We start from the raw sequence: 21,318 nt of genomic DNA on the forward strand, positions 1-21,318 counted from the left end.
GATCACCTCAAACGGTCTGCAAAGAGACATCGTATTTTTTCAGCTCTAATCTGGCAAGCTGGGCTTTATGAACTTCATCCGGACCATCAGCGAGCCTTAAAGTCCTCGCATTTGCCCACTGTGCGGCAAGCGGAACATCTTCACTCACACCTGCTGCACCGAAAGCCTGAATGGCTCTGTCAATGACCCGCAGTGCCATGTTTGGAGCTGTAACTTTAATCATCGCGATTTCCGCTTTTGCTACCTTGTTTCCGACAGTGTCCATCATATAAGCAGCCTTAAGCGTCAAAAGTCTGGCCTGCTCGATGTCGATGCGGGATTCAGCGATCCAGTCCTGGACGACTCCCTGTCTGGAGAGCGGTTTTCCAAATGCCTCACGGGTTTGAACACGCTTACATAATTCCTCAAGAGCTCGTTCTGCTGCCCCAATCAGCCTCATGCAATGGTGAATCCTGCCGGGACCGAGTCTTCCCTGAGCGATCGCAAAGCCCTTTCCTTCTCCCCAAATCATATTGGCAGCCGGCACCCTTACATCGGTAAACGAAATTTCCGCATGGCCATGCGGGGCATGATCATATCCGAAGACAGGAAGTGTCCGCTCGATTTTCACTCCCGGTGCATCAAGAGGGACAAGAATCATCGACTGCTGCTCATATTTCGGCGCTTCCGGATCGTTTTTGCCCATGACAATCGCAATTTTGCAGCGCGGATCTCCGGCTCCTGAAGACCACCATTTCCGCCCGTTCACGACATACTCATCCCCATCCCGGATGATGCTGCACGAAATATTCGTTGCATCCGAGGAGGCTGCATCCGGCTCTGTCATCGAAAAGCAGGACCGGATCTCACCGGCAAGCAGGGGCTCGAGCCACTGTTTTTTTTGCTCTTCTGTTCCATAGCGGACGAGCACCTCCATATTGCCCGTATCCGGAGCCCCGCAATTGAACACCTCAGGGGCTATAAGTGAACGGCCCATGATTTCACAGAGAGGCGCATACTCGAGATTTGTCAGTCCCGCCCCGTGCTCACTTTCCGGCAGAAAAAGATTCCACAAGCCCTCTTTCTTCGCCTTTTCCTTTAAGGTCTCCATAATTTCCGGAACAGCCGACCAGCGGGATTCATTTCGATTTAACTGCTCTTCATACAGCTTTTCATTCGGGTACACATGCTCCTTCATAAAAGAATGGAGCTGTTTCTGCAATCCCTGGACCTTTTCAGAATAGGAAAAATTCAAATCCGCTGCCTCCTTTTCAAAACTTACTAACCGGTTGGTATGTAGCTGACTCTATCATATACTAAGTATTCAGAATTGTTCAACCTGTCTTTGAAGTTTTTTGGCAGTTTATGCAGTTGGCAGGAGGCTCTTATATGCTGAAGGAGCTAGATTCATTGCCTTTTATACTAGATTATAAAGAAGGGGGGTAGAATTTGCAGGAAAAGAAACCGATCTGTAAAATAGTGGTATGAAAAAAATAAACGGAGGCAGAACGATGAATTTTTCACTTGAGAACCTTGAAGAAGCATCTATGAATTTTGATTTAGAGCATGTCGCTTCCTTCCTGGAGCGAATCGTCCTTTATATTGATGAGGGATTCTCCGGGCCGGAGATTAAAGAAATTCAAAACAAAATAGAGGGAATGGAACATGAGGAAGAACTGGAAGCAGGCAGCTTTGATATTGTCTACCAAAGGCAAAAGACAAAGCTGATGATCAGCGTTTTCATGGACAGTCCAGGATCACCGGATCTTTATATCTACACTGACCCTGAGTTAGCCGGACAAATTGAAGAAGAGATGAGCAGGTTTGCGGACGAGATGGAAGAGGGATACTGAATGCATTCTGTATTTCCTGTAACGATAAACTTGTCACCATTTTGCGGGATGGTGGTTATTTTTAGTCCGATTATGGCGATGGGAACTTTCGACCAAATGATCTGCCATAAGTCCAAACTAATGGAGATATAGGAATGGAAAAAACTCAAGTAATGGTCAATTTCAGCTTATATGGCGATGTGTTCCCTTTGGATTATGTAACAGATAAACTTGGTTTACAACCTACTCATTCCTATAATAAAGGTGATTTAATACCTAATTACTCAACTGCACTCTATAAAAAAGAAACAAGCTGGGATTTAGAAACAGGGTACGAAGAATCGCTGAACACAGAGATCCAACTACAAAGAATTTTGAAATCTCTGCTAAATAAATCTTCCAGCATTATAGAATTGAAAAATATGTACTCCCTTGATTGCAAATTCTCGATTGTGATTATAGTAGAGGAAGGAGAAACACCTGCTTTTTATCTATCTAAAGAATTTATTAAGTTTGCTTCACTCATTGAAGCGGAGATAGACATTGATCTGTACGCTAACCCTTACGAAAGTAATTATTAACTGAACAGGTCCTACTAAGAATATTAGTCTTGCAGATTTCCTGTTATCTTCATCTCAGTTCTTTATGAATTGTTACTAATTAGTCTTGGTTTTTCAAAAAGGCTATTTTTGCTAAGTTTGCTGCTTATGGCAGGGAAAGAACCATTAGTTATATAATCTTAGTTGTTTTGATAGTTCTTCCCCTTTTCCTTGAACTCCAAGGCGTTTTTGTAAAGAAATTGGTAGAATACAAGTAATTTTTTCTAAGTCTTCAATAGTAATCTCATTCTGATTGGTATCGCCCGAAACCTCTTCCCCAATCATAGCTAATTCAAATGGTGAATGGTTATAAATGATTTCTGCTATTCTTAGAAACATATCTTCTATTTTAGTCAACCAGGGATTGAGTTCTTTAGTTAGCGGATATTCATAAGGGTAAAACAGTTCAAGTGATGCTTGAGGTATGGATAGATCTAACCAATCTGATTCACCCTCAATTCTAATTAGGGAAATTAAACATGGCAAAGTAGTTCCATCAGTCAAATTCAAGGTTCCATAAAATTGGTCTGCACTTTCATCATCCATGATTATAGGTAATGAAATAGAATTGGATTGGAAATCCTGCCGTTCTTTCCAAAGTCCATTGAAGAATTTGATAGTATGTAAGGCTATAAGTGCATCATTCACTCTTTTATTATCTCCAACAGGATGGAACTCAATACGAAGTTCATAAAACCCGCCAATCCAATTATTCGAATTCGTGAATTCACTGTAATTCAATATTTTCACCTCCATATTTAGTAGTACTTTAAGAGTTCCACCGAAGTGTAATTAGATTTTTGGCAAGTTGAAGTAAGCATTTGTTCTACCTTTATTTCAAACGACATATGCTTGTTTATTTCAAGCCAGCGAAACACCCAAATAAAGTTCAATCTTTAAATTTAATCATTCGTTATAGTCAACTGTTCTCCAATGAAGTCTTTCAATTCTTGCTTTATTTCTTCAGATGATTCATCAAGCAGGTCCCCTGCAATTTTATTTCCAGGGATCTTTTTTGAAACTGGCACACCTAAAAAATGACGTTCACATTCCCAGATTTTAATGATCTGCAGATCAGTAAGTTCGCAGTTTTCATCATATATTCCAATTGATATAGAGGAACTGTATCCAGGATGAAAAGGGTCATTGCCAAGTCTTTCAAATTCGGCATCAAGATCTAAACCCTTCTTTTTAAACACAGGTTTATTCTCGTTTACCAGCTTTTCAATTAAGCTTTTTAATGCTGCTTCGGTATTTTTGATCTTTTCTTTTAAATCAGAAGTGAACTCTTTTTCTTTGTATTTCATTTAAAATCCCCGCTGTTTTTGTAATTATTTCCTTGTCTATTATTCTGCTATTAATTAAGATTATTTTCAATAAAAAATCTTTGTGTGCTTTAGGCCGCTGCTCCTCTAACCTTTTTCCAGCAGCATATAAACATAAATGGAAGCCCCGCAGAGAGCTCCTGCCTTCAAAGTTTTCTCAGGAGGAAATGAGAAAACTTGTCCCTAAATAATGAAAACCTTGAAAGGCAGCGCCAATCAAGGTTGTTGATGACTATTCAATTTTTCAATAAACAGTCCCATATCGCTTATCTCTGGAATGAAGGGATCAAAGTATTTAGAACTGTGAACTCCCATAAAATAATCGTATCCGATAAATACTTTTAGCTTTCGCAACCTAATTTACATACCAAATCAGTAAGTTTTCCAAATTGTGGAATTTATGGGTAAGTTATAAAGTAATTTCCTTCCTTAACTCCTTCATGTCCTATTATTTTATTTATGGACAATTAAAATGGAATTTATCCTATTTGTTTTTTCACATCCAGATAGTACATACTCTATTTTATCCTCATCTTCTTTAGAATCAATTGTTTTACAGGAAGTAGTGTCGACCTGTTGAGTACCAAATTCATCCCTTGTCCTATCAATGGTTGAAATGATTTTTTTTCCGTCATATTCTAGGTCGTGCAAAATTGGGTCACCTTCATTTGTATATCTAACGACTCTAATTTTTTCTTTATTATCTTTACCTGTGTTTAGGTTATTTATAAACTGTATAAATTTATTATAATTAGTAACCTCGCCATGTGAATCAACTACATCTTCATCAGATGGATTATATTCACCACAACCACTTAAAAGAAGTGAAGACAAAATAATACCTATTAATAATGTCCAAGTATTTTTCATTAGCTGGTCTCCTTTTTATGAATTTAGTGTATAAGTTAATGGATACGTAAATCAGAAGACCAATAATAATATTTGAATGAAATTCCAGTAAAATTACCTTCACATCCTTTACGAATTTAATGCCCTTATTACGGATTAGGAACCCCTTACTATAATTTTATTAAAAGTCCCCTTATTTGCTTTCATATATGAAACAACTTACCCATTCCAGTTTCTGCATATAATAAGATAATAAATCATGTCAATCAGGTTTTGTTAGATCAATTAGCTTTATTCCCAGAATTTTCACTCGCAATGCCTGTAAATTAGTCATCCAATTAACAGGCTGTCGCGACCCATGCTTATCAATTATGGCTTTGGTTTCGAAGGGCTAAAAGACACATGCTTCGGTTTATAATACAGGGCAATCAGATAATACATCCCTGTTTCATTATCATACTGATAGCCTGCATACCGGTAAGGATTGTCCTTTACCGAATCCTGCTCTGCTTCTTTCAGTACATTTCCCCATGCATCATATTGAGGAAGCCACCACATTACTTTGAGCATCGGTTAAGGTAATGATGTCCCAGCGTGCATTGTAGTTATAGAGTATTAGCTACCAATTGTGACCGAAAGTTTTTAATTTAAATCCAAAAATAAGCGGGTGAGAAAACTGAAGTATTTTTTTATTATTTCATCATTATTATTTCTATTGACTGGATGTAATAGCGATGAATCACTAGACATCTCAAAAAAATTCTATAAACCAAGTGCCGATCGGACACTGATAGGAGTAGTTTATAAAGGAAAAGAGGGCACCTGGTTAATTGAAGATGCAAACGAAGTTAATTTGGAAGGGACCGATTTAGAAAAAATAAGAAAAGAGTTCCCAAAAGTAGTTGGAATCAGTAATGGGATCAAGGGGGTTCAATCAGGAGATATGATAAAAATCTGGTATGATTTTATCCGAGAGTCCAATCCCCCAAAAACCAAAGTATTAAAATATCAAATTTATTGCAGAAAAGGGGAAAAAGGAGGTTGTATTAAATAATTTTTTGTTAGTGTCAGGTATTTTTTATACTTATTTGGAGTTGTGTCAGGTAATAAAGCAGGATAAGATAACACAATATTATAATGATCCAGTAGAAGGGCTAGTACATGCTATGCCTCGTTAGTCTTTAAAGAAATTCAATATAAAACGATCAAGGAAAGCCTGAGGAAGTGTTTGATCCTTGAAATTCAAACCAATCCACGATAATACCGTTTCATCAAGTGAACGCCAGGAATACAATTCCGGCCATAACCTCTTTTTGACTTCCTCATTCTGAAAACCTATGATGGAAATCCCACATTCCCGATCTCCCCAAATTCCCCATAGCCTGGAGGGAGATAGCCAAACGATGGTAAAAGAATTGTATAATACTGCGTCTGCAGGACTTTCTTTCGGGCCCGACTCCAGTGCTGTTGTATAATCAGCAACTGGCAGCTCTACCGGTATTTTGAGCCAGTTATAGTAATGAAACTCTCTATAAAAATAGGTTATTGGTTCTGGATCTAAAACTGCCATAAGGACAAAAGGATCCTTTGTCATGTCTGCTGTTTTTCGGATAAATTTCCAAAACTCATCGCTCATGCACCAGTCAAATTCTTCAAACATAAAAGAACTGAATGGTGTTTTAAAAACTTGATCAGGCAAATTATGTTCTGTAATAAAGACATCGTTAACTGCTCTTTTATATTGTAAGAACTCTTTTTCTTCCTTTATGTAAAATGAGTTAAGGTCCATTTATTTCCCCTCCTAAACTTATTTTTGGATGTTAAAATGAATTTCGAAATATTCAACTGGACATAATGCCATTTTCATTCATTTGGCTGGGTCTCTGTTCTGTTACTTTATAGGCTCTTTACCCGTTATTTTGCCGTCTTCAAATGTCCAGACTCGATTCATTTCTTTATTTATTTCCTCTTTAAGTGCGTATTCAGAGAACCATTCTCCCCAATGCCATATGGAATTAATTAGCATTAACAGTTTCTATTTTGTTATGTCTGGATTATTCATCAAAACATTTTCTCGGACATGTTTTAGTTTGAATTTAGTATATAAATTAATGAATCCGTAGATCAGAACACCAATAATAATGATTAAATATAGCCATTTTTTCAGTAAATTCACCTTCACACCTTTACGACTTTACTGCCCTTATTACGGATTAGAATCGCTTACTATAACTCTGTTAAAAGTCCCCTTATTTGCTTTCGTGTATAAAACAACTTCGTCATTATTTACCCATTCCAATTTTTTCATAAAATAAGATAAATCATGTAAATCAGGTTTTGTTATAGCAATTTGGGTTCTTTTCAGAATTTCTTTTTTAGTGTTTTCCACAACCAATTCTACTGAAAATGCATTGAGATCTAAATTTACAACTGGATAAGCCTTAGCTTTTCGATTTGGAGAACGTTTGCCCTTCCAGGGCCTAAAAGTATGAATCAGCTGTTTCTCATACATTTTCTCAATCGTTGCATTGATAGCATTTTGATTCCATCCTTTTAATTTAGATAAGTAGAGCATCCCCTCTTTTACTGCCTCAGTCATTAATTGCTTTTTGTTAACTGAAGCGGAACACTTGTATTTCTCTTGATCAAAAGGAAGTTCAACGTCATAACTTTTCTTAGGGACTAAGAAATTGTACCCGTCCTGTTCTTCTCGAACCAATCGCAACTCTGAAAAATCTCCGCAATGAAAGAAAACCATCTCACAGTTTTGCGTCTCAAATTTTTTTCCTAGTTCCCAAATAAACATCTCCGTGACACATATACTTTCAGAATTAAAGTTTGTTGTGTTTCTTTCATCGTATAGCTGAATTTCTTTCAAGAACATCGTTTATCTCTCACTTTTATCCAGATTTTATACTCAAAATCCCTTTGTTACTATATTAATACCTTTCAAATAAATCTTTCGGTCTCCATTTTAAACTTACGATATCACCAATCATGAGCCAAAAATACTGCCACTCCAGATTTAAGAGATTGGTTTTGCATAAATATAGAATAAGATAAAACTTACTTTTTATGGTAATATATATACTGCAGCTATTCAACAAAATTTGTATTTCTGTTGATCGTTTATATTTCATTTTCTCTATCAGGCTTCTTAACAATGTGACAAAGAACCTGTCCTACTGTCCCTCCTCATCCCTTATAACGTTAAAGGCAATGCTAATCAAGATTCTTAATTTATTAGTCAATTTTTTCGACAAACAGTCCCATAGCGCTTATTTCGGGAATAATTGAATCCAGTCGTCTTGAACTATTAACTCCCATTAAATAATCGTATCCAATAAATATTTTTAGCTTTCTCGGATAAAATATATCAACCCCAATATCTTCTCTTAACTGTAGCCTGCATAAATTTTCTACTTCATGAAAATCCGCCTGACTTTTATTAAAATTTGAAATAGAAATCAAGTAAACTTTCTGAATACAACTGGGAATAGGGTTTTATCAAATTTATAAATTCTTCATTTGAGAATGAATGACACAAATTTGTTACATTTAAACTAGTAAGTGAATGAAATTTAATTATTAGTTTCACTGCATTAACATACTTATCCTCAACACTTATATACTTTTCATCAGTTAGAACTATTCCATCGAAGCATTTTCCAATATCACTGATTGCAGTCCACTCATTTTTTTGATAACTTCCATCCTCATCCCTGAACAAAGGGTTATACTTAGAGATTCTGTACTTGTGCATAATTAATCACCCACTCTTTTAAGTTTTGAATTATATGTGCCCATCCTAGTACTTTTATATTTATAGCTGTCGGGGATTTGGCCATCTTCCAAACTCCTCCATTGTGAGGTGGTAAACCATTGGCACTTCCTATATCTTGGCTAGCTGTCCGGTTTCCGTTGAGGTCATAGCTAAGCGCTTCTGAGCCGAAACGGGTCAGCTGGTTGGCCAGGTTGTACTGGGCATCGACTGTTGTGGTTTATCCGCCACTTGTATCTTTGGTAGAGATGCGGTTCCCGAATCCGTCATAGCTGTACTCTTTGACCGTTCCATTCGAGTAGGTTTCCTTCGTCAGCTGATCGAGTTCATCGTATTGATACTGTACATTGGACCCGTTGCCGGAAACAATTTTCGTCCGCATTGGCGTCAAAGGCATTACTTAAATTTCGTCGTGTAGACTAAAGTTCATTTGTTCTACTTGTAAAAAAGACGGAAGACTACGTTGTAGCCATCCGTCTTAGTTTTATTACCCGATGAATATGCCATAGATAGTTAACTCAAATTCTTTATAGTCAACATCGCAAATTTCGGCAGGAAAGAAATCCTTATTACTTACACTGTCGTTAAATCTGTCTATTGAAAACTCGATTATATCCGAATCTAGTTCTAATATAATTTCCCCTTCATTATAAGTTAACTCCGAGGGATCCCCTTGATTTGTTACTATAAATACATGAATCGGCTTGTAATCTTCTAAATAGCTATTACTAATCTGAATACCTGCTTTTCCTTTATCAAGAGACTTCTCAAACATTTCTTTTAATTTTACAGCACCTGTAAAATTAAATTCTAGTTTAAGGGCATCTTCATCATCCCTATATATTCTAATCACTTTATCCCCCCTCTACCTCAATCTAATATGAACATTTTTAGTTACTTCTAATTTCTTATTCAAAAACTCAAAATGGACGTGCGGTCCTATATTCCCATGTTTTCCTTTAATATCATTGGATTTAGCTCTGAACTGCCTTGAACCAGCTCTATTCTCTCCACTTACCAGGTGAAACTTCAATATAGTCATTCCCTAAAAATTTACGCTTTTCTTTTCCTAAACTGTTGACAGAAATAGTCCATCAGTATATAACTCCCACATTTCTTCATAGTACACAACTCTTTTCACAAAACACTCATACCTTTTGTCTGGTGATAATTTATTACTGCATCGAATTCTGCTTTGTGCAATTCATCACCCCTATTCTGGAGACCTTCCTTGTATCTGACTATTTATTTGAAAGAAGTGCATAATTTAACATTCACTTTTTAACTATCTCTATTTCTCAGGCTTATACACAATTAAGTCTATGGTATTGCTTTCATCAGATGTCTTAAGGTTTTCAAAATGGTCATGGTACCCACTGTCTTTTGTCTCATAATAGGTAACCGCTATCAGATATTTGCCTAATTCTCTAAAGGCCTTCTCACTTCCTTTTAAATGAAGTTCAAGTTTTCCATTACTAACAAATTCATCTTTCTCAAAGTCGAAACTTTCTCCTTCAAAGACATCAATAGTAATTTCACTTAAACACTCTGGATCTTTTACTCCTCCCTCAAAAATACCTTCTTCCTCGTTTTGCTTACCTTCCAAAAACTCTAGTTTTAAGCTAATCTCTTTGCTAACAGATTTCATATTGTATCACCTTGCCCTTTCTAACATTTCAAAGGCTTTTTTAACCCACTTTTGTATGTCCTTATTTTTTCTTATAGATTTTTCTAATTTATTTATACCACTTGGACTGTTTAGATATATCTTTTGTTTTCCACCAGAACCTTTTATCTGTATATGAACATTACCTGTACTTCCTCCTGTTGGATACTCGACATCAACTCTAACCTGTCTTTTATTTATCGTTGTATTTCCTATTGTTTTAGAAGTACCACCTGTAAAACCTTTACTCTTACTTTTATTATAACTCGCTCCTCCACTCTTAGGCTTTGAAGGGCCCTGAATGGGACCCCTCCGCCTAAGGGTCCCCCATCTTGGTGTTTAGCCGCCCAGCCATAAGGGTCAACCATTATCACAGGGTTGTTATTGGCATAATTGTACCCATTTTGAGTAAGCAGATCGTTATCATCCCCGGGATATGGGTCCAAGGCTAAAAAGACACCATGCTTAGGCTCATAGTACCGAGCAATCAGATAATACATGCCTGTTTCTTTATCGTACTGATACCCTGCATACCGGTAAGGGTTGTCCTTTACTGAATCTTGTTCTACTTCTTTCAGTACTTTTCCCCATGCATCGTACTCGTTGGATGCCACAATATTACTCTGGGCGTCTGTTAACGCGATGACGTCCCCGCGTGCATTGTAGTGATAAAAGTATTGGCTTGACCCTTTTTTCATTGAAAGCAGCTGGCCGCCTTCTGAATAGGTGTAGGAACGGACGACCTGGTTGCTGCCATTTGTCTCGTAGAGAACGTTCAGGCTGTCCCCATCGTAAAAATAGTTGGTGACGATTCCATTCACCTTTTTCTGGATACGTTTGCCGTCTTCGTTATATTTGTACGGGGCAAACGGTTGGGATTCGCCTTTTTTCGTGACGGCGGTCAGCTGATCGCGGCTGTTCCAGATGTACTGGTATCGGCTATCCTGGGTTCGGTTTCCGTTGAGGTCATAGCTGTACTCTTTGACCGTTCAATTTGAATAGGTTTCCTTCGTCAGCTGATTGAGTTCATAAAACAGAAAAAAAGACCAGTAGTTAAACTGGCCTTCTTTTAAAGAAATTTATTTATAGTTCCTTTTTAATACATCTATATTTTGATCATACTCACCCCTGATCCATTTATCTTGAATTAACTCTAAAACATCCTGATTAAGTTTTTCCCAGCCTCCAAAATACTCATTGCTAAAGTCATTATTTAAAATACATATATCCCATGTTCTTTCAGCCCAAATTCCCCAACTAGCAGAATCAGAAAACCAAATAATTTGTTCTGGTTCTACATTTAACGAATGATTATCCATTATGCTCAAATAATTTTTTTTGTGGGTTGTAACAGGAATAGATATAATATTTTTCTCTCCTTTCCAGGTTCTCCTTACTCTGGAAATATCTGAGACATATATAGCTTGATCGTTATTTTTTTTTGCTAAATATTGCAATAATGGCCACATTTCATTATCTAACATAGAATAAAATTCATTAAAAAGTAATACTTTTGGTTCTTTAAAAACTTGTTCTGGTAAAGAACTTTTTAGCCAAAAAATATAATTTAAGGATGCCATTTTATTTATCATGTCTATTATTCGCCTCTTTACCTTCTAAATCTTATTTTGACTTTTGCTTTTTTGCTCTCACTTTAAAAAAACTCAGCAGTTGCTCCACATAATTTTGCTTTCGCTTAAGACCGATGTTCCGTCCTGCAGACCGACGTGGATTTGCTCAACTAGCCCTGTCGAATCGTATTGGAAGGACGCCCCGGCTTCGTTTCCTGTAATAAAAGTCGCAACGTTTCCTTGCTCGTCATAGTCGAAACGGTAGGTGCTGGCGCCGTCCTATTAGCTTTATTTCAATAGAACAACAGTGAAAGAGGCTTTGAAAAGATTTTTCTCTACAAAGCCTTTAAAATTGCGATCTTTCAATAACTTGGTTTCTCCAACCTTACTTTTTCCCTTCTTATGGATTTCACGTGAAAATTACAAGCAAATAAAAAATGCCGTAAAGAAAAACAACGAAGTGAATGAGTAACAATGGTACGGATATTATCTTCCAAGTAAGATTTCCTAAACTAAAAGATTTATAGGATAAATAGAGGCCACACATAGGGAAAAGTATTAAAAAAAAGATGTAAAATCTGGACAACATCATCCAATAAAAATACGCATATATAATCAAAACAAGTAGCGCTGCAGCACCCCCGAAAAGGTAGGATTTATTTTTGTCTGAAAATCTATCCAAAATATAGCACCTGCCTTTTTCTGTTCCAAGATAGTTATATAAAGGCTAATGGCCATTTTTCAATGGAACTATTTACGGTTACTCGAAACATTCCATTTTCGACAGTTTATCGGTTTCAATCGCATAGGTTCAAGTTTGCATCATTAAAAAGAGAGTTTGCTCTTAAAACAGGCCCCCTCTTTGATACGATTATTCAGTTCTAACAGGGATTTATTCTTTTGCTGTATAAGTCCATGCTTCTGCAAACCATTACCTTTTATACCTACCATTCTCTCCATTCTTCAGTTATGTCATCCTCTATTTTCAATCCACACATTTGTGCTGCTTCGAGAATGAACTCACATAATTCTTCTCTTTCCATCGTTTCAATAAAATAATCGTATTCTTCATTGAGCTCATTAAATTTCAGCACGACTTTTTTGACCGATGCCGTTATCTCTGCTTCGTTTCCAATTTTAAGCTTCTCTAATTCCTGTAAATATTGATCCAGGGCTTTTTCTGATGCGACTATATTTTCTTCTGTAAATAGATCGTCATCCTCATCCATTCTTTCTTTCCATTCCTCAGTCGGTTTATTCTTCTTTAACTCTGCTAAAGTCATGTTTGTGTCCCCCTTTATAAAGTTTTCATTCATTTGAAATCCTTTTTTACGATGGCTGTAATGTTTTTTATCAGTAAAATACAACTTATCTATTCCTTTACAATAGCTGATATCGCCATCTATGATGTTTGTCTCTTCGAAATCAAGAAAGTTTAGGTTTGGCAAATTTTTTATAAAGGCTAAAGACTTAATGTTGCCGCATGTTAAAAATTGAAGACTTGTTAAATTTACTAAAGAACCCACAGGTGTGTAATCCTCTATAGTTTTACAATTTTCTAGATATAACTCTTTTAGAGACTTACCTAGTGCCTTCAACGAAGAGATATCTTTTAGTTGTCTCATATAATATAGTTCGAGCTTATTTAGGTATTTCATCCTGTCAATTAGATCAGCAATTGAAGACTGGGTTAACTTTAATTCTTTCAGATTTACAATCTCCCCTAATTCCTGCAAAGACTTAGAACGAGGTTTATACCCCCATATTTCCATTTTGGATAATTTTTCTAAACCGGCTAATCCTTTAGTGGAGGGAGGAAGTTCCCCGTAAAATTCTTCTAACGACCCTAAATTTCCTAAATCGATTTCTACCTTCTTTTCTAAGTTTAGAACTAATACTTTCAAATTAGTCAGATAGCCCAAACCTGTAAAGTCTCTTACAGCCTTACTATTGATGGTCAAGTTGTTAATGTCAGGGCATTCCTTTAAGAAATCAATCTCTGGTCGCTCATAGCTTCCGCCTATTGATACACACGTAAAATTTTGAGTATTAATTAACTTTATGCATTCAGATAAGTGTTTTGAGGATATTAGAGTATCTTCTAGATCATCTTCATACCTAACTACTTCTACATTCCCAATTCTTTTTGATTTCATATAGGACACTCCAAACGGCTTATATTCATTGCGGAGGTATTTCTCATGACCGTGCAGAATATGCAAATAAACCAGACAAATCTGGTTGTTACTGGAGAGGCTCGATGGGCTGCATCTTTTTAGCTTGAACACGCTCGAAAGCCTCTCTCGGGAGCATTTCGTGTCCTTCTAATGCTTTACCGCACCAATTTGTTCCTATCAGGTGATTATTTTTTTCCAGTTCGTTAATCCAATCATATAAAAAGTCATCTAAAGTGATCTCTTGCACTTGGTAATTACGGTAAGCTGGAACAATGTTTATTATTTTTTCTGCCTTTGTTTTAGTTGACCAAAATGGCATGATTGAATCTCCTTCACTATTTTCAGCGATAGGGATCCCTTCATCTATTGCGATCGTCCATACCTTTTGCTGCTGAACAGCTTCATCAAAAAAGGCACTGCCTTCATAGTAGTCCTCGACCAATTTTAAACCCTCAACTTCAGCTTCTGCTTCATCCAATTCCCTGTCTTCCATCCATTGTCTGTAATGAATTATCTCGTGTGCCATACTATTTACGATGGCATAGATCGCATTCATTTCTCCTCGTTCCTTTACTAAATCCTCATAGTCTCCAGCAGCGACTCTAATATGCGGTTCAACATTCTTATCATATGGAGCAAAAAAGGTCGCACTCACCAGCTCATTCGTATCCATCGTTTTAATTTGATAACTGCTTTTTAAATATACGGCGACTCTTACGGGAAACTCCAAATTCATTCGAAGCCATACAGCAAAGTCTAAACAGGCTTTCCGGACATTCACGTTTACACCTTTTTCGCATCTTACTCTTAATCCAGAACGGGCATTCATTGATCTCACCTTTTTCCCGGTAAATTGAAGAAACCTCAGATTTTGTTTTCCAGTCCTGAAAATTTTAGCTGTTGTCACTTTCATTAAAGGGCTATCGGTCAAATAAAGAAGCATTTTTCATATTTTCTTTTTCAAACAGCCGTTCATATTTTTTTGCTTTATCTTTTAGATTCAGCCTTCTGGCAATATGCATCGCATGATGTACATCATAATAAGACATCCTTCTTTTTGCTTCTAAAGCTTCTAAAACATGCTGTTCACTTGAAAATTCTCTAAGCCATTCCATTCCATCTACAGAAATAACTTCTGCAAGACTATTTATAACATGGTTTAAATTTGAGCCATCTTCCTCAATCCACCAAATATCATTTCTACCTCTATCAGCAGGAATTTCTAAAGTGTTTGTATATTCATTTTGATTATAGTTGCACAACAAGGTCTCTTGAAGATGAGACTGGTTATATCTAGGTGTAAGTTGGCCGTCTGAACTCTGTTTGATAACGTCTTCTGTATTTAGTTCAGGAATAAAAGTAAAATAAATTGCACAGTTTATGAAAAGAGACATAGAGGGCCAGCCAGAACCTTCGGAAAATCTCTTTCCTACAGGTTCATAGTCCATTATCCATATGCAATTATCATTATACTTCCAGCTTCCGCGTGAAGTTATTTTTGTGAATCCACACTCTCCTAAAACAGGATAAAGAGTGTCCCTCAGTTCTTTATTAAGATCTTTAGATTCCATATCCTTTCACCTCATTTCAGATTTTTCCATCTATTTTCAAGTTGATTATATCTCATTTCATTGCTTCTGAGAGCAACTGCACGTTATTTTCCAGAACGAAAAATTGTATCTTTTTTCCAATAAAAAAAGACCAGCCTCAGCTGGTCCTCTCTTTCATTACTTCGCCAATTCATAGATCGCTTGGGCATAAATGGCGGTTGCCCGAATCAGGTCTTCGATTTCGATGTATTCGTCTTTTTGGTGGGCGATGTCGGGTCTGCCCGGGAAGAGCGGTCCGAAGGCGACTCCGGCTTTCAGGGAGCGCGCGTAGGTGCCTCCGCCGATGGAGATGAGGCTTGCTTTTTCGCCTGTTTGTTCTTCATACACCTTTGAGAGGGTTCCGATCAGCGGGTGGTCTGCTTCCACGTAATGGGAAGGAGAATCGCTGAACATCACAAGCTCTGCGCCTTCGATCGCTTCAAATGCTTCCTTAACGGGCTCAGAGCTTGACGTAACAGGGTAGCGGATGTTGATCCCTAGCTCCCCTTCTCCTTCAGAAAAAGCCATCGTTCCGAGATTCACCGTCAAGTCCCCGCTGACCTCGTCATTCGCCGCAATTCCAAGGGAACGGCCTCTCGTGTCTCCGTGAAAGTGCTTCGTTATGAATGATGTGAAACGTTTTCCGGAGTCGTCGAGATCAAGGGAATTCAAAAAGGCGGCAAGGATCACTCCTGCATTTTTCCCGTTGTCCGGCTCCATCGCATGGGCGGAGACTCCTTCAACCTGAAGCTTCGTGACGCCGCTTCCCCGGTTGATGCTGCCTGTAACGTTCTCTTCCTTCAACCACGCTTTGAACTGCACGTCGAGCTCCTGTGCACCGCGCAATTCGGCTTCCGCATGATCCGGGACCATGTTGAAACGCCGTCCTGAAGCAAACGAAGCAAGAGTCAGTGCAGCCGAGCGGGTATTTTCAAGACTTCCGAATCGGAGCTTGGCATCAATAATCCCTTTTTCGGCATGAATGATCGGGAAATCGGCATCCGGTGCAAAGCCGATGTCCGGCATCTGTTCGTGCTTAAAATAATGATCCACGCATCTCCAGTCGCTTTCCTCATCCGTTCCGATGATCATTCTCACCTTTTTGTTCAGTTCGAGCCCAGAGTCTTTCACAAGCTTCATCGCATGATAGGCAGCCATTGTCGGTCCTTTGTCATCAAGCGCCCCTCTGGCAAAGATTTTCCCATCGCGGATCTCGGCTCCATAAGGGTCAGAACTCCATCCGTCTCCCTCCGGTACGACATCAATATGACAGAGGATCCCGAGGATCTCCTCTCCTTGTCCCATCTCAAGGTGGCCGGCATAGCCGTCCAGGTTTTTAGAGGCAAACCCGTCTCCTTCTCCTTTGCTGAGAAGATGTTCAAATGCTTCCTGAATGCCTTTTCCAAAAGGCGCTCCTTCTGAACCGCCATCTTCATCCAGCACACTTTTAATGCGCAGGAATTCCTGTGTATCCTGAATAATCTGTTCCCGTCGTTTTTCCGTTTCTTCTTTCCAGTTCATCGTGTAAGCCCTCATTTCTTCTCTATATGTAAAAGCTCTATCTATATGTTAAGATACCAAACGGACTGCTCCCTTAAAAGCAATCTGGAAAAAAAGGTTCATCCCCCTTGCATTTTGTCGAAAAAACGAATATTATTAATAAGGTTTTGAAATAACGTTCGTATTTATTGGAGGTTTCCATGTTTAAGTTAAAAGAAAATCAAACAACCTTGAGAACCGAAGTAACTGCCGGCTTTACAACTTTCCTGACAATGGCTTATATCCTTGTCGTTAATCCTCAAATTCTTTCTGCAGCCGGCGTTCCCCCGCAGCAGGTTTTTGTTGCGACCGTGATCGCCTCTATTATCGGTACGCTCTGGATGGGTCTGTTCGCCAACTACCCGATCGCCATCGCTCCGGGCATGGGCTTGAATGCGTACTTTGCTTTTTCAGTGGTCGGCGGAAAGTCGAATATCTCCTACGAGGTTGCTTTTGCCTCTGTATTTGTAGCCGGAGTTATTTTCGTCATTTTATCCCTGACTCCTTTCAGAAAAAAATTAATTGAAGCGATTCCGTCGAATTTGAAAAACGGGATCACCGCCGGGATTGGGTTGTTCATTGCCTTTATCGGGCTGCGGAATTCCGGGATTGTGGCGGATCATCCGACAAATCTCGTTGCACTCGGGGATCTTCACTCCGCTCCGGTCGTGCTGACACTGATCGGACTGGCAGTCACGCTCGTCCTGATGTCCCTCAACGTGAACGGCGCTATTTTTATCGGAATGATTATTACCGGGTTGATCGCTTACTTTACCGGAGCGCTGAAAATTGGCGCTGTAACTGCATTGCCGCATCTTCCGGAAGGCATCATTATTAATCCAATCACCGCTTTTGGTGATGTGATCCATTACGGGCTGTATGCCGTCGTGTTCTCCTTCCTGCTGGTCACCATTTTTGATACGACCGGCACGATGATCGGGGTAGCCCAGCAGGCCGGACTGATGAAGGGGAAAGAGCTTCCGAACGCACGCAAAGCGCTTTTGGCTGACTCTTCTGCCACCACAATCGGAGCGATGTTCGGAACAAGTCCGACAACTGCTTACATTGAATCATCTGCCGGTGTTGCAGCCGGAGGAAGAACAGGGCTTACCGCTCTTGTTGTAGCCGGACTGTTCGCCGTTTCATCCTTCTTCTTCCCGCTCGTCAGTGCGGTATCCGGTATTCCGGCCATCACTTCACCTGCGCTGATCATTGTAGGAAGCCTGATGATGGGGGCGATCGCCAAAATCAACTGGAACGAGCTTGATGAAGCGTTCCCTGCCTTCCTTGTTGTGCTGAGCATGCCACTTACTTCAAGCATCGCAACAGGAATTGCACTCGGGTTCATTTCATACCCGCTGATGAAAATCGCGAAAGGCAAATGGAAAGAAGTTCACTTGTTCGTCTACATTTTTGCGATCCTGTTCTTTATCCACCTTGTTGTAATAGGATCCCATTAAACAAACCCGCCGGTTATGCAGCCGGCGGGTTTTTAGGTTACAGGTTATATAAAGTAGGGTTCGGGATGGTGTACCCTGCCGGAACAGCATGCCGAATCAGGTCCCACGTTCCTTTATGCACAGCAATCGGGTAAGGCGGATCAGAAAGACTGATCAGAGAAGAATAAACACTGTTAAATACGGCTTCCTGTGGAGCCCACACCGCAGGCTCAAGTGATGCCCTCGTTTGCTGCATAAGATTTTTGGAATAAGAGGCTCCCGCTCCCTGTCTCCCTGCAGCCTCGTTATACACCTGAAGAAGATTCTGCACGCCCTGATCCAGCGCCCAGTGCTCCATTGCCCAGGCACGTGCGTTTTCTCCCATGTAGTTGCGGTAGGAATCATCCGCAATAAGCGAAAAGAGATGGCCGCACAGTTCGTGAGTGTTTGAATTAGAATAGATGAGGCCGGTGACCTGATGCTGAACCATTTCAGGAAGACCGCCGGCATGATGAACGATAACCGGCACACCGGAAATCTGGGCCTCTACAACGGACAAAGGCTGGTTATCGATCAGACTTGGCTGGACATAGAGATCCGCCTTGGCCATTATCTTCGGAATATCATGTCTTTCTCCCAGAAACAAAACATCATTCATCAACCCGAGACCTGCAGCCTGCGCTCGAAGTGATGCTTCCATTTCCCCTGTTCCCGCTATCCAGCACACCCAGTCATCTCTGTGGTTTTTCAGCTCGGACAAAGCCGTGATAAGATGCTGGACTCCTTTTAGATCCACAAGCCTTCCAGCAAAAAAAATGACCTTCTTTCCGGGAGCGGCAGCAATGCCCGGGTCCCCTTGCGCCTGCTGAAGAAAACTGCTGATGTCATAGCCGTACTGCATGACCCGGACTTGCTGATCACGTACATTAAATTCCCCGGTCAAAATGTTTTTCAGCCAATGATTCGCCGTAACTGTCAAGTCAGCACAGGTTGCCCCGATATGCTCGAGCTGCCTGTAATAGGTGCGGGCGAGCTCGGAATGCGGATGATGCGGGAATTCATCACCGACCTGCTTCAGAACTTCATGTGCAACAGACCCGTGAAGGGTGGCCACATGAGCCGTGCCTTCCCTTTTCAGCCTGCTGATGCATTCCGAGGAAATAACATCCTGCGTATGGATGAGGTCGTATTTTTCGATGCCCAAAAAAGCAGCTCCAAGTTCAAAACTGTACCTTTTCAGCTCCATGTATTCGATCAGCGGATGAATATAAGTCAACGGACAGCTTGCAGGCGTCAAGTACTGCTTAACCGGTTCCATCAGCTGATCCATATTGACTGTCCTGCCTTCGTTTACGACCTGCATAACTCTTTTTTTATCATCGGGTCCCATTAAGTCAACCTCATGGCCATATTCCTCCAGCTTGCTCTTCAAGTGGAGCATATAAGGCCATACCCCTCCCACGTGGGGGATTGACCAGAAAGTTGCCAATAAAATTTTCATTCAGTTCCCTTCCCTCTTCAAGCTCCGTCCTTTTCATAACATATTAGGAATGTGGACGAACTGAAACGGCTAAGGACCAAAATGGCTGAAAAAAAGGTAAAGGATGAAATTTTTCAGCCGTATCACGAAAAAGATATATATGGAATGCAGGATATCACCAAAGAACTAAATGCAGTCGAATCCTGGATAGGCAGTCTCTAATCGTCATAATTATCAGATAATCAAACATATAGTAAAACAGAAGGAGATTTCCCCTTCTGAATATGTTAATATTGTGTAAATTCAGGCCTCACGGTGGAATTCAAAAGCTGATTTCGTGTAAAATATGAATGTAGCATCAACTATACCAATTAAATAGGGTAATACAAAGACATCTTCAGTGGTTGACATCCTAGATTGCGGCAGGCCTTTAGACCTGTGCGATCAACTAATAAGGAGTGGTTTTTTGAAACCTTCAACTAACCGTATGCTAAACCGTATCAAATCGATTTACATGTTCATCATGGAAAGAGGTACCGTTACAACACAGCAGCTTGTGGACGAATTTGGTATAACACCAAGAACCATCCAGCGAGATTTAAATGTGTTGGCATATAATGAGCTTGTCAAAAGCCCCGCAAGAGGTAAGTGGACGACTACAAAAAAGAAAGTGAAACTGACATCCTAAAGTAAGATTCGATTTGCGCGTATACATAAAAACGGAACCTGGCCTGAGCAGGTTCCCTTTTTTTATTTCAGAAAATCAGCCGGACTGCTGTTCCTCAGCACTTCAACTTCCTCTTCTGTCAGATCCCGGTACTCCCCGGGCTCCAGATTTTCATCGAGCTTCAGATCTCCCATCGTCAGCCGCTTTAAGTAGGTTACTTTTTTTCCGACCGCTTCAAACATCCTCTTCACCTGATGGAATTTCCCTTCCGTAATGGTGAGCTCGATTTCAGACGTTTCCCCGCTTTTCAGGATGATCAGCCTTCCGGGCTTTGTGACGTATTCATCATCCAGTGTAACCCCTTTTTTGAAGGCTTCGATGTCATCTTCTGTGACTCTTCCAGAAATCACTGCGTAATACGTCTTAGGCACGTGTTTTTTCGGCGACAGCAGCTGATGGGACAGCTGACCGTCATTTGTGATCACGAGAAGCCCCTCAGTGTCCTTATCGAGTCTTCCGACCGGAAACGGTTCCCTTACTGCATCCTGAGGAGTCAGAAGATCGATCACCGTCGGCTGTGAGAGATCCTCGGTAGCGGAGAGCACGCCAGGCGGTTTGTTCATCATCAGGTAAATAAACTCCCGGTACTCGACCGGCTCTCCATGAACGGTCACTTCCTGCTGATCAGGATCTACATGTGTTTTACCATCCTTGATCACCACGCCGTCTGCAAGGACAGCACCGGTTTTCAGCAGCTGCTTGACCTCTTTTCTGCTGCCATAGCCAATAGTGGAAAGCAATTTATCCATTCTCATCATCCTTCAC

The 21,318-nt window shown here is 39.9% G+C and carries 23 protein-coding genes and 1 pseudogene; 5 read left to right on the top strand and 19 right to left on the bottom strand.

Annotated elements, in window-relative coordinates; genetic code table 11:
- Nucleotides 1-7: 7 nt before the first annotated feature.
- Nucleotides 8-1,234 carry an acyl-CoA dehydrogenase gene (locus GKZ89_RS18260; RefSeq protein ID WP_155113840.1) on the bottom strand — a complete coding sequence of 409 codons (1,227 nt, stop codon included), beginning with the start codon at nucleotides 1,232-1,234 and terminating at the stop codon, nucleotides 8-10.
- Between the two features lie 256 nt (nucleotides 1,235-1,490).
- Here GKZ89_RS18260 and GKZ89_RS18265 point away from each other — a divergent pair, with 256 nt between their 5' ends.
- Nucleotides 1,491-1,832 (top strand): hypothetical protein, encoded by a 342-nt coding sequence (locus GKZ89_RS18265; RefSeq protein WP_155113841.1) that lies wholly within the window; start codon nucleotides 1,491-1,493, stop codon nucleotides 1,830-1,832.
- Between the two features lie 134 nt (nucleotides 1,833-1,966).
- Nucleotides 1,967-2,392, top strand: coding sequence for a DUF4279 domain-containing protein (locus GKZ89_RS18270; protein ID WP_155113842.1), 426 nt, complete (start codon nucleotides 1,967-1,969; stop codon nucleotides 2,390-2,392).
- A 144-nt stretch (nucleotides 2,393-2,536) separates the two neighbouring features.
- Here GKZ89_RS18270 and GKZ89_RS18275 read toward each other — a convergent pair whose 3' ends face one another.
- From GKZ89_RS18275 to GKZ89_RS18290, 4 genes are all read right to left on the bottom strand, one after another.
- Nucleotides 2,537-3,151, bottom strand: coding sequence for a hypothetical protein (locus tag GKZ89_RS18275; RefSeq protein WP_155113843.1), 615 nt, complete (start codon nucleotides 3,149-3,151; stop codon nucleotides 2,537-2,539).
- A gap of 161 nt (nucleotides 3,152-3,312) precedes the next feature.
- Nucleotides 3,313-3,717, bottom strand: coding sequence for a hypothetical protein (locus tag GKZ89_RS18280; RefSeq protein ID WP_155113844.1), 405 nt, complete (start codon nucleotides 3,715-3,717; stop codon nucleotides 3,313-3,315).
- 471 nt (nucleotides 3,718-4,188) lie between these two features.
- Nucleotides 4,189-4,605, bottom strand: a complete 417-nt coding sequence (locus GKZ89_RS18285) for a DUF4362 domain-containing protein (protein ID WP_155113845.1) — start codon at nucleotides 4,603-4,605, stop codon at nucleotides 4,189-4,191.
- A gap of 348 nt (nucleotides 4,606-4,953) precedes the next feature.
- Nucleotides 4,954-5,142, bottom strand: coding sequence for an RHS repeat-associated core domain-containing protein (locus GKZ89_RS18290; protein WP_162357074.1), 189 nt, complete (start codon nucleotides 5,140-5,142; stop codon nucleotides 4,954-4,956).
- 109 nt (nucleotides 5,143-5,251) lie between these two features.
- Between GKZ89_RS18290 and GKZ89_RS18295 the strand changes: the two genes are divergently transcribed.
- On the top strand, nucleotides 5,252-5,638 hold the full coding sequence (locus tag GKZ89_RS18295) for a DUF3221 domain-containing protein (RefSeq protein WP_155113847.1): 387 nt from the start codon (nucleotides 5,252-5,254) through the stop codon (nucleotides 5,636-5,638).
- Nucleotides 5,639-5,758: 120 nt separating this feature from the next.
- Here the strand turns inward: GKZ89_RS18295 and GKZ89_RS18300 are convergent, their stop codons facing one another.
- The 12 genes and pseudogenes from GKZ89_RS18300 to pepV all read right to left on the bottom strand — a co-directional run bounded on the left by GKZ89_RS18300 (nucleotide 5,759) and on the right by pepV (nucleotide 16,889).
- Nucleotides 5,759-6,373, bottom strand: coding sequence for a hypothetical protein (locus GKZ89_RS18300; protein WP_155113848.1), 615 nt, complete (start codon nucleotides 6,371-6,373; stop codon nucleotides 5,759-5,761).
- A 417-nt stretch (nucleotides 6,374-6,790) separates the two neighbouring features.
- Entirely contained in the window at nucleotides 6,791-7,468 is a 678-nt protein-coding gene (locus tag GKZ89_RS18305) for a hypothetical protein (protein ID WP_155113849.1), read from the bottom strand.
- A gap of 359 nt (nucleotides 7,469-7,827) precedes the next feature.
- Nucleotides 7,828-8,055, bottom strand: a complete 228-nt coding sequence (locus tag GKZ89_RS18310) for a hypothetical protein (protein ID WP_155113850.1) — start codon at nucleotides 8,053-8,055, stop codon at nucleotides 7,828-7,830.
- 530 nt (nucleotides 8,056-8,585) lie between these two features.
- Nucleotides 8,586-8,762 (bottom strand): RHS repeat domain-containing protein, encoded by a 177-nt coding sequence (locus GKZ89_RS18315; protein WP_155113851.1) that lies wholly within the window; start codon nucleotides 8,760-8,762, stop codon nucleotides 8,586-8,588.
- Between the two features lie 90 nt (nucleotides 8,763-8,852).
- Nucleotides 8,853-9,218: a hypothetical protein gene (locus tag GKZ89_RS18320; RefSeq protein WP_155113852.1), complete on the bottom strand. Its 366-nt coding sequence runs from the start codon at nucleotides 9,216-9,218 to the stop codon at nucleotides 8,853-8,855.
- A 438-nt stretch (nucleotides 9,219-9,656) separates the two neighbouring features.
- Nucleotides 9,657-10,013 (bottom strand): Imm32 family immunity protein, encoded by a 357-nt coding sequence (locus GKZ89_RS18325; protein WP_155113853.1) that lies wholly within the window; start codon nucleotides 10,011-10,013, stop codon nucleotides 9,657-9,659.
- A 230-nt stretch (nucleotides 10,014-10,243) separates the two neighbouring features.
- Nucleotides 10,244-11,005: pseudogene (locus GKZ89_RS18330) on the bottom strand (RHS repeat domain-containing protein); the annotation flags it as partial.
- A 105-nt stretch (nucleotides 11,006-11,110) separates the two neighbouring features.
- Nucleotides 11,111-11,623: a hypothetical protein gene (locus GKZ89_RS18335; RefSeq protein WP_155113855.1), complete on the bottom strand. Its 513-nt coding sequence runs from the start codon at nucleotides 11,621-11,623 to the stop codon at nucleotides 11,111-11,113.
- 923 nt (nucleotides 11,624-12,546) lie between these two features.
- Nucleotides 12,547-12,885 carry a hypothetical protein gene (locus GKZ89_RS18340; RefSeq protein WP_155113869.1) on the bottom strand — a complete coding sequence of 113 codons (339 nt, stop codon included), beginning with the start codon at nucleotides 12,883-12,885 and terminating at the stop codon, nucleotides 12,547-12,549.
- Nucleotides 12,886-13,846: 961 nt separating this feature from the next.
- Nucleotides 13,847-14,608, bottom strand: coding sequence for a DUF2750 domain-containing protein (locus GKZ89_RS18345; RefSeq protein WP_155113856.1), 762 nt, complete (start codon nucleotides 14,606-14,608; stop codon nucleotides 13,847-13,849).
- A 91-nt stretch (nucleotides 14,609-14,699) separates the two neighbouring features.
- Nucleotides 14,700-15,350 (bottom strand): hypothetical protein, encoded by a 651-nt coding sequence (locus tag GKZ89_RS18350; RefSeq protein ID WP_155113857.1) that lies wholly within the window; start codon nucleotides 15,348-15,350, stop codon nucleotides 14,700-14,702.
- Nucleotides 15,351-15,506: 156 nt separating this feature from the next.
- The gene (gene pepV, locus GKZ89_RS18355) at nucleotides 15,507-16,889 is read right to left on the bottom strand and encodes a dipeptidase PepV (RefSeq protein WP_155113858.1); all 1,383 of its coding nucleotides are present in this window, start codon (nucleotides 16,887-16,889) and stop codon (nucleotides 15,507-15,509) included.
- Between the two features lie 179 nt (nucleotides 16,890-17,068).
- On the opposite strand from pepV, the gene GKZ89_RS18360 reads away from it, so the two are divergent.
- Nucleotides 17,069-18,367: an NCS2 family permease gene (locus GKZ89_RS18360; protein WP_155113859.1), complete on the top strand. Its 1,299-nt coding sequence runs from the start codon at nucleotides 17,069-17,071 to the stop codon at nucleotides 18,365-18,367.
- Nucleotides 18,368-18,404: 37 nt separating this feature from the next.
- Here the strand turns inward: GKZ89_RS18360 and GKZ89_RS18365 are convergent, their stop codons facing one another.
- Nucleotides 18,405-19,847, bottom strand: coding sequence for a glycosyltransferase family 4 protein (locus GKZ89_RS18365; protein WP_155113860.1), 1,443 nt, complete (start codon nucleotides 19,845-19,847; stop codon nucleotides 18,405-18,407).
- Nucleotides 19,848-20,292: 445 nt separating this feature from the next.
- On the opposite strand from GKZ89_RS18365, the gene GKZ89_RS18370 reads away from it, so the two are divergent.
- On the top strand, nucleotides 20,293-20,514 hold the full coding sequence (locus tag GKZ89_RS18370; protein WP_155113861.1) for a DeoR family transcriptional regulator: 222 nt from the start codon (nucleotides 20,293-20,295) through the stop codon (nucleotides 20,512-20,514).
- Nucleotides 20,515-20,576: 62 nt separating this feature from the next.
- Here GKZ89_RS18370 and GKZ89_RS18375 read toward each other — a convergent pair whose 3' ends face one another.
- Nucleotides 20,577-21,308: a pseudouridine synthase gene (locus GKZ89_RS18375; RefSeq protein ID WP_155113870.1), complete on the bottom strand. Its 732-nt coding sequence runs from the start codon at nucleotides 21,306-21,308 to the stop codon at nucleotides 20,577-20,579.
- Between the last annotated feature and the right edge of the window lie 10 nt (nucleotides 21,309-21,318).

It is taken from the genome of Metabacillus mangrovi (genome assembly GCF_009711125.1).
Classification (GTDB): Bacteria; Bacillota; Bacilli; order Bacillales; family Bacillaceae; genus Metabacillus_B; species Metabacillus_B mangrovi.